Annotated in this window: 8 protein-coding genes and 1 pseudogene; 4 read left to right on the plus strand and 5 right to left on the minus strand. The window is 69.3% G+C overall.

Going from position 1 to position 14,679, the window contains the following annotated elements; all coding sequences use genetic code 11:
• On the plus strand, nucleotides 1-3,517 hold a 3,517-nt coding region (locus AC5Y7D_RS30060), incomplete at its 5' end, for a beta strand repeat-containing protein (protein WP_499929703.1).
• Nucleotides 3,518-3,717: 200 nt separating this feature from the next.
• Here the strand turns inward: AC5Y7D_RS30060 and AC5Y7D_RS30065 are convergent.
• From AC5Y7D_RS30065 to tap, 3 genes and pseudogenes are all read right to left on the minus strand, one after another.
• Nucleotides 3,718-4,308, minus strand: a pseudogene (locus tag AC5Y7D_RS30065) (cytochrome P450); the annotation flags it as partial.
• The gene (locus tag AC5Y7D_RS30070) at nucleotides 4,309-5,628 is read right to left on the minus strand and encodes an FAD-binding oxidoreductase (protein ID WP_499929714.1); all 1,320 of its coding nucleotides are present in this window, start codon (nucleotides 5,626-5,628) and stop codon (nucleotides 4,309-4,311) included.
• Between the two features lie 52 nt (nucleotides 5,629-5,680).
• Entirely contained in the window at nucleotides 5,681-6,925 is a 1,245-nt protein-coding gene (gene tap, locus AC5Y7D_RS30075) for a multidrug efflux MFS transporter Tap (RefSeq protein WP_499929704.1), read from the minus strand.
• Between the two features lie 59 nt (nucleotides 6,926-6,984).
• Here tap and AC5Y7D_RS30080 point away from each other — a divergent pair, with 59 nt between their 5' ends.
• The 3 genes from AC5Y7D_RS30080 (at nucleotide 6,985) to AC5Y7D_RS30090 (ending at nucleotide 10,038) form a co-directional block, all read left to right on the plus strand.
• Entirely contained in the window at nucleotides 6,985-7,812 is an 828-nt protein-coding gene (locus tag AC5Y7D_RS30080) for a uracil-DNA glycosylase (protein ID WP_499929706.1), read from the plus strand.
• 3 nt (nucleotides 7,813-7,815) lie between these two features.
• Nucleotides 7,816-8,934, plus strand: coding sequence for an FAD-binding protein (locus AC5Y7D_RS30085; protein ID WP_499929716.1), 1,119 nt, complete (start codon nucleotides 7,816-7,818; stop codon nucleotides 8,932-8,934).
• A gap of 72 nt (nucleotides 8,935-9,006) precedes the next feature.
• On the plus strand, nucleotides 9,007-10,038 hold the full coding sequence (locus AC5Y7D_RS30090) for an LLM class flavin-dependent oxidoreductase (RefSeq protein ID WP_499929708.1): 1,032 nt from the start codon (nucleotides 9,007-9,009) through the stop codon (nucleotides 10,036-10,038).
• Here AC5Y7D_RS30090 and AC5Y7D_RS30095 read toward each other — a convergent pair.
• Entirely contained in the window at nucleotides 10,035-14,027 is a 3,993-nt protein-coding gene (locus AC5Y7D_RS30095; RefSeq protein ID WP_499929710.1) for a diguanylate cyclase domain-containing protein, read from the minus strand. The two genes, AC5Y7D_RS30090 and AC5Y7D_RS30095, sit on opposite strands and share 4 nt — an antisense overlap.
• Nucleotides 14,028-14,178: 151 nt before the next feature.
• Nucleotides 14,179-14,607: an HIT family protein gene (locus tag AC5Y7D_RS30100; protein ID WP_499929712.1), complete on the minus strand. Its 429-nt coding sequence runs from the start codon at nucleotides 14,605-14,607 to the stop codon at nucleotides 14,179-14,181.
• Nucleotides 14,608-14,679: the final 72 nt, after the last annotated feature.

Genomic DNA, 14,679 nt, shown 5'->3' on the forward strand with positions numbered 1-14,679 from the left:
TCGCGGTGGTACCGGCGCCACCGGAGACTTCGCCTCCCTCGTCAGCAATGGCAACGGCGGCGCCGGCGGCACCGGCGGCAACGGCGGAGCGCTCGGCAACGGCGGGCAGGGCGGCACCGGCGGTGCCGGCGCGGCCGGCGACTTCACCTCGCCCGTCAGCAACGGTGCCGGTGGTCGTGGAGGTACCGGCGGCGACGGCGGATCGGGCGTCGTCCACGGCGGCGGCGGCGAAGGTGGTGCCGGCGGCATCGGCGCTGCCAGCGGCACGGGTGCCACCGCGGGTGCCGGCGGTGCCGGCGGCAGCGGCGCGGCGGGTACTGCGAGCGCGTCCGGCTACGGCGGCGGCGGAGGGGGCGGCGGCGGTGGCGCCGACGTCGCAGGCATCAACGGTGGCATCGCCACCGGCACCGCCACCGGGGGTCAGGGCGGTGCCGGCGGCGCGGGCACCCTTACCGCGGCCGGCGGTCACGGCGGCACCGGTGGTGGCGCCAGCATCCTCGCCGACGGTGCAGGAAGCACGGTCACCGGGAGTACCGCCGAGGGCGGCCTCGGCGCGGCCGGTGACACCGACGGCGGGATCGGCGGCGGCGGTGGTGCTGCCACCCTCAATGCGAGCAATGGCGGCACCGTCACCGCCGCCACCGCCACCGGCGGTAAAGGTGGGGCGGGCAGCAACGGCGGTACCGGTGGTGTCGGGGGTGAGGGCGAGATTTCCGCGACCGCCGCGGGCAGCACCGCCAGTGGTACGGGCACCGGCGGCGAGGGTGGTGCCGGTAGCAACGGCGGTCTCGGTGGGGCCGGTGCTCAGGGTGGGGTCTTCGCCCAGCGCACGGGTAGCGAGGCGACGGGCATCGGTATCGGTGGTGCCGGCGGGTCGGCCGACGGGGCGGGTAGTACCGGCGGTAACGGCGGCGGCGGCTGGATCCAGACCGGTTTCTATGCCGGGGGCGCGAACAGTACAGCCAGCGGCTATGCCCTCGGCGGTGCCGGCGGCGGTGCGACGACCGGCGGCCACGGTGGTCTGGGCGGTCAGTCCGTCGTGCTGGCCACCGGCGACGACTCGCTGGCCGCCGGCAACACCTACGGTGGTACCGGCGGCGCCGGCTCGAACGGGGGAACCGGTGGCGCCGGCTCGCTCGGGCAGGTGGTGGCCATGGGCGCCGGGACCCAAGCCAGCGGCACCGCTACCGGCGGTGACGGTGGCAGCGGCACCGGCACCGGCATCACGGGCGGCAATGGCGGGCGCGGCATAGTCAGTGCGGGACAGTCGTCGGGCGCTGGAGCCAATGGCATCGCCGAGGGCACCGCGACCGGCGGCGACGGCGGGGTGGGCCAGAACGGCGTCAATGGTGGCAATGCGGGTTCGGGCACCATCTCGGTGAAGGGAGCCGGTGACTCGATCACCGGTGGCCTTGTGACCGGTGGTGACGGCATCACCGGTGCCAGCGGCAACAACGCGCAGCTCTACACCAGCGGAGGCACGATCACCGACAGTTCGGCGATCGCCGGCGGCAACACCGCCGGCGCCGTGGGTGGCGGTGCGAACATCAGCGTCACCGGGGGTTCGGGCAGCGCCGTCAGCGCCACCCATGTCACCGGCGGCGACGCCGGTTCCGGCAAGGCCGGCGGAACCGCGTCGGTGACCGACGGCGGTGGCGCCACCATCTCCGGCGTCACCGTGACCGGCGGGACCGGCTCCGACACCGCCGTCGGCGGGAACGCCACCGTGACGGCGACCGGCACCGGCAGTTCCATCAGCGCCAGTAGTGCGACCGGTGGCAACGCCGGGGCCGGTGACACCAACGGTGGCATCGGTGGTACCGGCGGTAACGGGACTCTCAATGCGAGCGGCGGTGGCACAGTCACCGACGCCACCGCCCACGGCGGTGAAGGTGGCGCCGGCAGCGACGGCGGTACGGGTGGTGTCGGGGGTGAGGGCAAAGTGTCGGCGACGGCCACCGGTAGCACCGCCAGTGGCACGGGCACCGGTGGTGAGGGTGGTGCCGGCAGCAACGGCGCGACCGGCGGGGCCGGTGCTCAGGGCGGGGTCTTTGCCCAGCGCACGGGTAGCGAGGCGACGGGCACCGGTGTCGGGGGCGCCGGCGGGTCGGCCGACGGGGCCGGCAGCACCGGTGGTAATGGCAGCGGCGGCTGGATCCAGACCGGCTATTACGCGGGTGGCGCCAACAGCACTGCCAGCGGCTACGCTCGCGGCGGTGCCGGCGGCGGCGCGACCACTGGCGGCCGCGGTGGTTTGGGAGGGCTGTCCGTCGTGTTGGCCACCGGGGACAACTCGGTGGCCACCGGCAACACCTACGGCGGCACCGGGGGTGCCGGCTCCAACGGCGGAACCGGCGGCGCGGGCTCCCTCGGGCAGGTGGTCACACTGGGAGCCGGATCTCACGCCACCGGCACCGGCACCGGCGGCGACGGTGGCAGTGGCACCGGCACCGGCGTCACGGGTGGACTGGGCAGGCCCGGCGTGGTCAGCGCCGGGGGTGTAGACAGCATTGCGGAGGGCACCGCGACCGGCGGGAACGGCGGCGCGGGCCAGAACGGCATCAACGGTGGGAATGCCGGTTCGGGCACCCTCTCGGCCAAGGGCGTCGGCGATTCCATCACCGGCAGCAGCGCGATCGGTGGCAACGGCTTCACCGGCGGCCAGGGCAACACCAGCCAGATCGTCACCAACGGCGGCACGGTCACCGACAGCTCCGTGGCATCAGGCAGCAGCACCGCCGGCGCAGCCGGTGGAGGCGCCAGCATCAACGTCACCGGGGGTAGTACTGTCGCCGATACCCATCTCACCGGCGGTAACGCCGGGGCCGGCAAGGCGGGCGGCGGCGCGACCGCGACCGCCAGCACCGGTGGTCAAATCTCGGGCAGCTCCGCGACCGGCGGGAACGCCTCCGACACCGGTGCCGGCGGTAGTGCCACCCTGACGGCCACCAACACCGGCAGCTCCATCAGCGCCGGCAGCGCCACAGGTGGTAACGGCGGGGGCGGCGCGAACGGCGGCGCGGCCACCATCACTGCCGGCAGCGCGAGCAGCGTCGGCACTGTGAGCAACAGCTCTGCGACCGGTGGTGGCGGCGGCACCGGCGTGCCGGGGACCGGCGCCGGCGGCTTTGGCGGTGCCGCCACCGTGTCAGCGACCGGGAGCAGCTCCATCACCGGTAGCAGCGCCACTGGCGGCACCGGCGGTACCGGCGGCAACAACGGCACCGGCGGAGCAATAGGCGGGGCCGGTGGCAACGGCGGCCTCGGCCTGGTCAGCGTCAGTGACGGCAGCAACTTCACCAACCAGACCTCGATCGGCGGCAACGGCGGCACCGGCGGCATTGGCAGTGCCCCGGGCGCCGGCGGCTTCGGCAACGGCGGCAAGGGCGGTGTCGGGGGAACCGGCGGCAAGCTCAACGTCGGTGGCGGTACCGGTGGCAATGGCGGTACCGGTGGCGATGGCGGACCCACCGGTACACCTGGGTCCACCGGCTCGGCCGGCACTAACAACCCGTAGCTTCACCGGCTTGCGAGCACTACCTCATGCGATCCAGCGGGATTCGATCCGGGTCGCGCCATAACGACTCGCGGACAACACGATTGAACAGGTCCGGCGGTAGCAACGTATCCAGCGACTCGCCCTTGACCCTGCTCCGCACCGTATGGAGCCGGGTGTGTCTGCCCGCTCGTCGAATCGCGGACGCGACATCCCCCGCGGCCGTATTGGCGCTCGTCGCGGTTGGCGGACCCGTAGAGCAGCAGCACCCGGCGACCGGCCGGGATGGTGGTGTTCTCGATCGTCACGTCGTGGGTCACCGTGCGGGCCAGTCCCTGCACCGGCGAGGTGAGTCGCAGCAGTTCTTCGACCGCGTCCGGGATGAGGCCGGGATCAGCTATCAGCAGCTGACGCTGATCGGGTCGCTGGTGCAGCAACGGCATTGAGCCGCCCAGCATTCCGGTCACCGTGTCGTTGCCTCCGGTGACCATGGTGAAGGTGAACCCCAGGATGGACAGGATGCCGGAGATATCACCGTCGGCGCCCAGCCCGGCCGCCACCAGGTGCGAAATCGTGTCGTCCGCGGGTTCGGTGCGGCGTCGCTCGATCAGTGCGGTGAAGTACGCCATCATCGTCCCCACCGCGTCGCCGACCGTTTCCAGCGCGCCGGCAATGCCGCCCTCGGCCGTGTTGGCCGCGACGATAGCCTGGGTCCAGCCGTCGAATTGGTCCCAGTCCTCTTCGGGGACACCGAGATAGTGCGCGACGACCATTGACGGCAACGGCTTGAAGAGTTCGGTGACGATGTCGCCCTAGATGCCGGCGCCGGGGTTCAGGATGCCGTCGGGGTCGAGGGCCGCCTTGATGCGCCGATTCAGATCCATCACCTCGGGCCCGAGGTAGTCGGCCAGCCAGGGCCGCTTCAATCGGCCGACGCCGTGCTCGCCGGTGATGGTGCCGCCGAGCCCGACAGCCAGGTCCATGATCTCGCCGTAGGCCAACTGGGCGCGCTCGGCCATCGCGGCATCGGCCGGGTCGAACACCAGCAGTGGGTGGGTGTTCCCGTCGCCGGCGTGGGCGATCACCGAGATCATCAGGTCCCGGTCGGTGGCGATCCGGGCGATGCCGGTGACCAACGCGCCCAGGGCCGGCAACGGCACCCCGACGTCTTCGAGCAACAGTGAGCCCTTGGCCTCCACCGCCGGGATGCAGAACCGGCGGGCGGCCACAAACGCCTCTCCCTCGTCCGGGTCATCGGTCGAAAAGACTTCTGTCGCTCCATTTTCGGCGAATACCGCGGCCATCAGCTCGGCGTCCTCGGTGCCCGCGCGACCTCGTTCGTCCGAGCCGGCCACCAGCATCGCGGCCGCCGAACGGTCGAGGTCCATGCGCAGGGTGTCCTCGACGGCGTTGATCGCCACCTGGTCCATGAACTCCAGCATCGAGGGGCGCAGCCGCGCGCTGACCCCGAGCACCGCCGCCACCGCCGACTCGACAGAGGCGAAGCTGGCCACCACGATGCTGGACGCGTTCTGCGCCGGCAACAGCCGCAGCGTCACCTCGGTGACGATGCCCAGCGTGCCCTCGCTGCCGACGAACAGCTTGGTCAGCGAAAGGCCCGCAACATCTTTGAGCCGGGGACCGCCCAGCCGGACGGCCGTTCCGTCGGCCAGCACCACCTGCATGCCCAGCACGTAATCGGTGGTGACGCCGTACTTGACGCAGCACAGGCCGCCGGCGTTGGTGGCGATGTTGCCGCCGATGCTGCAGATCTCATAAGACGACGGGTCCGGGGGATACCACAACCCGTGTTCGGCGGCCGCCTTCTTCACCTCGGCGTTGAACAGGCCCGGCTGGCACACCGCGGTGCGGGTCACCGGGTCGACGGTGATGTCACGCATCTTCTCCGTCGACAGCACGATGCCGTTGTCCAGCGCGGTCGCGCCGCCTGACAGCCCGCTGCCCGCGCCACGGGTCACCACGGGCACTCGGTGTGCCGCGGCCCACCGCATGACGGTCTGCACCTCTTCGGTGTGCCGCGGCCGGACCACGGCCAGCGGCTTGCCCGCCGACGGGTCCAGCGCTCGGTCCTGCCGGTAGCCGTCGGTGACGGCCGGGTCGGTGACCACCATTCCGTCGGGCAGTTCGGCGATCAGGCCTGCCAGCACGTCCACCGGGTCGATCCTACGTAACGTCGGCAGCCAGCTCGGGCACGCGGTCCAACTCACGCAGCGAGGGCAGCCGGATGCAGATCACCCCGGTGACCAGGATCGGCAGCGCCAGCGCGAAGAACGCCACCTGTAGCCCCGCGGCGTCGGTCAACGGGCCCGCCAACACCAGCCCCAGCGGTCCCGCCGCATAGGCCAGCGAGGTCATCACGCCCACCGCCCGACCCCGCAGATGTGCCGGCGCCCGGGTCTGCACCAAAAAGGCGTAGATCGGCTGAATCGGTCCATAGACCAGCCCGACCAGCCCGACCAGCGCCAAGATCACCGGTAGCGGCGGGAGCAGCGCTATGACGGCCGCCGCCACACCCAAAGTGAGCACCGCAGTGAGCATGATGGTCCGGCGCGGCAACCGCTTCACCAGCGCTACGTAACCCAGCGCGCCGACCAGACCCCCCAGCGACAGCGCCATCAGCACCGATCCCAGCTGGCCCGGCTGGTGGCGGTCGCTGAAGTATTTGGGGAACAAGACACTTTCCATCGGCAGGTACAGCGCCGTGACCGTGAGGTCGATCAGCGCCAGCGTGCGCAGCACCCGCAGGCTCCACACAAACCGCAGCCCCTCGGAGATTCCCGACAGCAAACCGTCGGGCCGGGAGGCATGATGCGGCTTTCCCGCGCCGTCCAGCCGCAGCAGGGCGATCGCCGTGATGGACAGCGCGAAGGCCGCCGCGGTGATCCACATCGTGTTGATGCCGCCGACCGTCGCGATCATCAGGCCGCCGATACCCGGACCCACCATGAATGCCAGGTTCAGAATCGCCTCGTATGCGCTGTTGACCCGGTCCAGCGACCAGCCTGCCCGGGCGGCCGCCTCGGGCAGCATCGACTGACGGGCGGTGATGCCGGCCGGGTCGAACATGGCCGCAGACGCACCCAACGCCGCCAGCACCGCCACGTTGACCGCCTCGGCGCCGTATGCCCAGGCGATCACCGGGACCGCGGCCACCGCCGCCCCCGACATGGCGTCGGCAACCATGGACACTGGCCGCCGACCGAAGTAATCGACTGCGGTACCCGCCACCAGCGTGGAGAACAACAGCGGCAGCGTCGTCGCGCCGGCCACGATCGACGCCTCACCCGCGCTGCCCTGGCGCTGCAGGACCAACCACGGAAACGCGACTATCGAGATGCCATCACCCGCGCACGCCATCAACGTGGCGAAGAGGAGCAGAAATGCCGGGCCGCGGTTTTTCTCGTTCATGGGAATCGCGGCTGAATCTAGCGCCAAAGCCGTAGCCGAAACCACTGAATTTCTCCGCCGTGCAGGATGGTCGTGTGCTCATGCATCCCACTACCGCCCGGAGCTTCGCTTCGCCGGTGCCACCCGGCACCGGGTGGCCGGGTGACCCGGCGACGCCGCGCACGCCGGTGGCCGCCGATCCCGCTCAGGTCGGCGCGCTGGCGAACGCGGCCGCATCGATCGCCGAACTCGACGCCGCGGTCAGCGTATGCCGGGCCTGCCCCCGGTTGGTCACCTGGCGCGAAGAGGTCGCCCTCACCAAGCGGCGGGCCTTCGCCGACCAGCCGTATTGGGGCCGTCCGGTGCCCGGCTGGGGGTCGGAGCAGCCGCGACTGCTCATCGTCGGACTGGCTCCCGCCGCGCACGGCGCCAACCGGACCGGACGGATGTTCACCGGTGACCGCTCCGGTGACCAGCTGTACGCCGCCCTGCACCGCGCCGGACTGGTGAACCAACCTACCAGCGTCGATGCCGCGGATGGCTTGCAAGCCAAGCAAATTCGGATCGTGGCACCGGTCCGGTGCGCGCCGCCGGCCAACGCCCCGACGCCGGCCGAACGGGACACGTGCGCACCCTGGCTGGACGCCGACTGGCGGTTGGTGGCCGCTCATGTCCGGGTGCTGGTGGCACTGGGCGGGTTTGCCTGGCAGATCGCATTGCGGCTGATCGGCACGTCCGCGGCGCGGAAGCCCAAGTTCGGCCACGGCGTCCTCGCCGAACTTCCGTCGGGCGTGCGGTTGCTGGGCTGCTACCACCCGAGCCAGCAGAACATGTTCACGGGTAGGTTGACTCCGGCAATGCTCGATGAGGTCTTCCGAGACGCGAAGAGGTTGGCAGGAATCACTTAAATGGTGGAATCGGTTCTGGTTTCCGGCGCCAGTGTGGCGGGGCTCACCGCGGCCTACTGGCTGCAGCGGAATGGTTATGCGGTCACCGTGGTGGAACGCTACCCCGGCCTCCGACCGGGCGGTCAGGCGATCGACGTGCGCGGCCCGGCGCTGGAGGTGCTGGACCGGATGGGCCTGCGGGCCGCCGCCGAGGACTGCAAGACCCGCATTCGGGGATCCTCGGTGGTAGACCGGGATGGCAACGCGCTGTCCGAGGACACCGAGTCGACGCCCACGGGTGGGCCGATCAACAATCCCGACATCGAGCTACTGCGCGACGACTTGGTCGGATTGCTCTACGACGAAACGAAATTGAACACCGAGTTCTTGTTCGACGACACTATCGACACGTTGGAGAATCTGGGTCCCGCCGTCAACGTCACTTTCGAGAACTCCGATCCGCGCGGCTTCGACCTGGTGATCGGCGCTGACGGCCTGCATTCCAACGTGCGCCGGCTGGTTTTCGGTCCCGAGGAGCGATTCATCAAGCGACTGGGGACATTTGCCGCGATCTTCACCGTGCCCAATTTCCTGGACCTGGACTACTGGCAGCAATGGCATTACGGCGACTCCAGCATGGCCGGGATCTACAGTGCGCGCGGCAACTCCGAGGCGCGGGCCATGCTCGGCTTCATGGATCCGGAGCTGCGAATCGACTACCGCGACACCGAAGCTCAGTTCACGGAGCTGGAGCGGCGAATGGCCGACGACGGCTGGGTCCGGCCCAAGCTGCTGGAGCTGATGCGCTCGGCGCCGGACTTCTACTTCGACGAGATGTCGCAGATCGTGATGGATCACTGGTCGATCGGCCGGGTGGCACTGGTCGGTGACGCCGCGTACTGCGCCTCGCCGCTGTCCGGCCAGGGCACGAGCCTGGCACTGTTGGGTGCGACGGTGCTGGCCGGCGAACTCAAGTTGGCCCGCACCGACCATGGGCTCGGATTCGCCAACTATTTCAAGCGTTTTCACGCTTACACCCAGCGCACCCAATTCCTGGCCAGCGACAGCATTCCCGGCGGTGCACCCATCTCCCAGGAGCAGTTCGACCTCATCGTCAACTCGTTCACGCTGATGAATTACTGACGACGATGAATTACTGACGACAACTACTGAACCCGGGGGAACATCTCCCAGGCTGCACGCGTTGTGCCGACCGTGCGTCTATCCGTCCTCGATCTGGTCCCGGTGCGCAGTGACCAGTCCACCAGCGACGCGCTCGCGGCCACGGTTGCGCTGGCGCAAACCGCCGACCGGTTGGGCTTCACGCGCTACTGGGTGGCCGAACACCACAACATGCCCTCGGTGGGCGCCACCAGCCCGCCGGTCCTGATCGCCTACCTCGCCGCACAGACCGACCAACTTCGCCTCGGCTCCGGCGGCGTCATGCTGCCCAACCACGCGCCGTTGGCGGTGGCCGAGCAGTTCGCGCTGTTGGAGGCGGCCGCGCCGGGTCGCATCGACCTCGGTATCGGCCGCGCGCCCGGGTCCGACCCCGTCACGTCGTACGCACTGCGGGGCGGCCGCGACGACCGTGACATCGAGAATTTCCCCGACTATCTCGATGACGTTGTCGCCCTGATGAGTGCACGCGGCGTGCGGGTGCCGTTGCGCTCGGGCGAGTACACCCTCAAGGCCACACCGGCCGCCGCCAGCGAACCGCGACTGTGGTTGCTCGGGTCCTCGATGTACTCGGCGCAGCTGGCCGCGGCCAAGGGACTGCCGTACGTGTTCGCGCACCACTTCTCGGGGCAGGGCACCGAGGAGGCGCTTGCCTACTACCGCAAGCATTTTCGGCCCGGCGACCTCGCCCCCGAGCCCGTCACCTTCCTGACGGTTAACGCCGTTGTCGCCGAAACACGGCGCGAGGCAACGGAATTGATGCGGCCAAACCTACAGATGATGGCCCGGTTGCGCACCGGGCAGCCGCTGGGGCCGGTGCAGCTGGTCGAAGAAGCGCACCAGACCGTACTCACGCCGCAACAGCAGCGCATCGTCGACAGCGGGATGGCGCGGGCCGTCCTCGGCTCGCCCGCCGAGGCCGCCGAGCAGGTGCGGGCGCTTGCCGAGCGGTTCGACGTCGACGAGGTGATGGTGCACCCGGTGGCCTCGGCTCGGCGTGGCACCGATCCCGCGACTGCACCGGCACGGGTGGCCACGCTGGAATTGCTGGCCAAAGAGCTGTTCTAGTCGGTGACGGCGGCCTGTTCCGGTTTGTTCGACGCGGGATCGGGGGCGTGCGCGGCGATCCAGAGCAGCAGGTCCCCGGCCGGCAGCGGAGGACTGTGCACGAAGCCCTGGGTGATGGTGCAACCGTACTGCCGCAGCGCCCGCAGCGTCAGCTCGTCTTCGACGCCCTCGGCGACTAGGTCCGCACCCAGGCTTGCGGCCAGCGCCACAGTGGAGCGCACGATAGCCACCGAGCGCGGGTCCTTTGCCAGGCGCGCCACGAAGACCCGGTCGAGTTTGAGTTCGTCCACGGATACGTCCTGCAGGCGGGCCAGCGACGACCAGCCGGTGCCGTAGTCGTCGAGTGAGATTCGAACACCGAGCCGCTGCAGCGCGGCGACGGTGTTACGGGACCGCGCGGAGTCGACGAGTGTGCTTTCGGTGATCTCGATGATGAGTTCGTCGGCCGGCAGACTGTTCGCCTGCAGCACATGCTCGATGGTGCCGACGAGGTCGAGGTCGAGCAGGTTGGTGGTCGAGAGATTGACCGCCACGGTCAGCGGCACACCCTGCTCGCGCCAGCACCGTGCCTGCTCCAGCGCGACGTTGACGGTGCGGTTGGCCACCTTGCGCATCAGACCGGCCCGTTCGGCGGCCGGCAGGAATTCTTCGGGCAGCAGCAGCCCCCGGGTGGGGTGGTGCCAGCGCAGCAACGCTTCCACGCTGTGCACGCTGCCGTCGCCGGCATTGATCTTGGGCTGGTAATGGCAGGTCAGCTGCTCGGTGTCGTCGGCCAGCGCGGCGCGCAGTTCCTCGATCAGGTTCGGGTCGTTCTCCCGATACAGCTCGTACGCCGCGTCGTACACCGAGATCTTGCTCTTGGTGGCCCTGGCGTGCGGCAGCGCAGTTTCGGCGCGGTGCAGCAGCTCTTGGGGATGGTCACAGTGGTCGGGGAACAGGGCGATGGCGATGCGTACGTCGACTTGCACCGTCATCGGATCCAGCACGAACGGTTTATCGAGCGCCTCCAGGAGCCGGCCCGCCTGCGCGCGCGCGGCGATGAGATCGGCACCCTCGGCCAGCAGGATGGCGAATTCGTGGTCGCCGGCGCGGGCCAGCATGTCGTCGCTACGCACGTGTCGGGCCAGCCGATGGGCAACGTGGAACAGCAGGTCATCGGAGAATTGGTGTCCCACCGAGTGGGCGATCTCGTCGAACTCGTAGATCTGCAGCAATAACAGTGCCCGACGAGCCGGCCCTGTGGTGCCCAGTGCCGCCCGGCTCGGCGGGGTCACCGGCACCGCGGTCAGGGCCGTCGCCAGGGAGCGTCGGTTGGGCAGCGCGGTCAGCTCGTCGGTCATGGCCTGCCGGTGGGTTTCGGCCACGATGGTGACTTCGCGGAAGGTCACCGAGAATCGTGCCGCGACGGCGATCAGGCTCAGCGCGGCCAGTATCGGCGCGACCCGTGACCCATGGCTGACGGCGGTGACCCCGAGCGCCACGATGGTGCATGCCACCGGAGCGGCGTAAGAGCCGAGCCCGCGTCTGGGCAGCGGCGGCGCCGACGACCACGCCGTCCAGGCGGAAACCGCGATCAGCAGGTACGACGCGGGCCAGAAGGCGTCGAGCATGGTGCCGACCCGGTATGAGCCGGCCGAAGTCTCGAACAGGTAGGCGGTGTCTGCGGCGGTGCACATGATGAACGCGACCACCAGCAGGCCCCAACGGAATTCGTGACGCCAGCCCAGGATCGGCAGCATCCCGGCGGCCAGCGCCAACAGGAGCAGATCGAACCACGGGTAGATCAGGCCCACCAGCACGGTGGCCGGTGCCCGGGCCGCGGCGGCGTGGATGGGCCCGGTGGTCAGCGCGGCGGCCACCGAGGCCATGGCCAGTCCGCACACCAGCGAATCGAGCCGGACCGGGACGGGCACCCGCTTGAGGCGGGTCCGCATCAGCAGCAGCAGACCTGCACAGGCGAGCGGGTAGAAGGCCAGATACGCCGGGTCGGCCAGCGACGGCGACTGGCCGTTCGGCACCCATTTGGCGTAGATGACGTCACCCAGCGCGGACACGGCCGTGCCGAGCGCGAGCAGACCCCATGCCGTGCGGTCGGTCCTGACCCGGTATGCGCGAAGCCCGATCAGCGCGGCGGCGGAGAAGTTCAATATCGGATAGAACACGTTGGCGAAGAAGGGGGAATGATTGGCACGCGGGTCCGGCAGGCAGGATGATGCGAAGACCAGAACGCCAATTGTCAGAGCCGACAGGGCGATTCGGACGGCCGTCGGGGGCCACCGGACCTGGTGGGATGCACCACGGGCATAGTCGAGCGTCGAATTCGCCGGTGCAGCAACCGGTTTGATCACACGTGCCAACGCCGTGGCATTGGCTGAAGTGCCGGCACCGCCTCGATACAGTCGACCGCCTCCGGGTACGGTCGTCAGGCTGCTCTTCAGGGCCGACATCGACTCGTCATTGAGTTCCGGTAGTGCGTAGCGTAGCGGCAGATCCGGTACGAAGCTTCGGATGCATTGGCCGCCTGCGCGTTTGGCGGCGTACATGGCGAGGTCGGAATGGCGCAGCAGCTCATCGACGGTGTAGTTGGATTCAGCGGCGGCCACGGTGAAGCCGATGCTGGGCCGCACCGCTAACGGAACTCCATCGACCACAATCGCGGCGTTGAAGGACTCCAGAACGCGCTGGGCTGCCGCGTGCGAATCCTCGACCGGGCCTTCGATGAGTACCGCGAATTCGTCACCGCCGAGCCGCGCGACGGTACCCTGATCGGTTAGTGCGACGGTGAGGCGGTCGGCCACTCGAACCAGAAGTTCATCGCCGGCGGGGTGCCCGAGTGCGTCGTTGACCGACTTGAAGTTGTCGAGGTCCAGGCACATGACCGCAATCGGCGGGGAGTCCTTGCGGCGACCCGCGACCGCCTGCTCGAGCTTGTGCAGGAATGCGGCGCGGTTGGCCAGGCCGGTCAGGCTGTCCCGGAAGGCTTCCTGCGCTACCTCGGTCAATAGACCCTGGTTCTCGACCAGCACCACGAACTGCCGTGCCAGCACGGCGGCCACCAGAATGCCCAGCCCGACCACCAGCGGTCCATGACGCATCAGTCGCAGTGCGTGCCCTAACCCGACAGCGGCGGCCAGCAACAGCGGCAGGTACGGCAGCCACAGCCGGGTACGCGAGGTGATCTCGGGTCGGGTCGTCACCACGTCCGGCTCGGTGATGCTGACCAGCCCCGCCAACGCGACCATCCCCAAGCCGGCCACCCGGCTGACATCGACCAGGTCGCCCGTGTGATAGCTGCCGATTCCGGTCTGGAAAAGCACCAGCATGTCGGCGAGCATGATGGTCGCCACCCCGCCCGCCAGCAGGTTCAAGCTGCGTCGCCCTCCGGGCCGCCCGCGCGACAACAGCAGAATCGCACTCGTCATCAGCACCACGTCGGCGAAAACGTGCACCACCGTGGCGGGCCGCGAGCTGCTGTTCGTCTTCAGGAGCTTGTCGAGAACGAATACCCAGGAGGCCACCCACAGCGAGGTGGACACGATGACGCCGTCCAGAACCAGCCGCCACAAGTTGTGACCGTCGGCATCGGGCAGCAGCAGAAACGCCGTGAAAACCCCGAGTGGGTACAAGAGCAGCACGACCTCAGCGGCCGCGGGATGGCTGGCGTGCTCGAACTCGGACCGCACGTCATAGACCGACCAGATGATTTCGCCGACAGCCCAGCCCGCGAGCGCCACCACCATGGCCAGCCAGCCGAACCTGCGGCGTCCCGCCGCGTGCCGCGCCGCCCGAAAGGCGCACGTGCCCGAGAAGATGAGGCAGAGCACGGTCACGCCCTGCACGGCGGGGCGGGTGGCGTAGGGGCCCTGCCACCCCAAGACCGATGACGCGATGACCAGGGTCGCCGCCACACCGTAGCCGCCGACGACGGCGCAGGTTACCGCTACGGTCAGCCCGGTGAACGGGCACTGCATTCCCGTCCAGCGTTTCATCGTTTGCTCCAGCTCGCACATGCGTCTAAGCGGGCGAAGTTAACCGGGCGCTTCACCGCACGCTCTCACAGAATAAACCGCTGCTCCTCGGACTGCCCTGACTACTGGCGCGGGTTCAGTACCCGGCTGCAATGCGGAGTGCGGCCGGGCGCTATCCCTTCGCGTCGATGCGCGCCAATGCGTCCCGCAAGATCTTTGCGGTGTCTTCCCGGTCGGGATCCCGGCGCACCAGCATTCCCTTAGCGACCGACAGCTTGTCGCCGTTGCGGCGCGGCAGCACGTGCAGGTGGATGTGGAAAACCGTCTGGAAGGCGGCGCGGCCGTCGTTGATGCCGACGTTGGTCGCATCGGCCAGGTCGGTCGCCTTGGCGGCCTGGGCGATTCGCTGGCCGAGGGCGATCATCCCGGCCAACGTATCCGCCGGCGTGTCATCGAGGTCGACGGTGTGTTTCTTCGGGATCACCAGGGTGTGGCCGCGGGTGAAGGGCCGGATGTCGAGGATCGCCAGGTAACTGTCGTCTTCGTAGATTCGGACGGCCGGGGCTTCACCGGCTGCGATCGCACAGAACACGCAGGACATGTCGCCACGCTACTGGCTGCCCGCCTGGTGATCGCAAGTCCCGCGCAGCGGGACGCAGCGGGTCACCAGCTG

This window comes from Mycobacterium sp. NGS49, assembly GCF_059812565.1.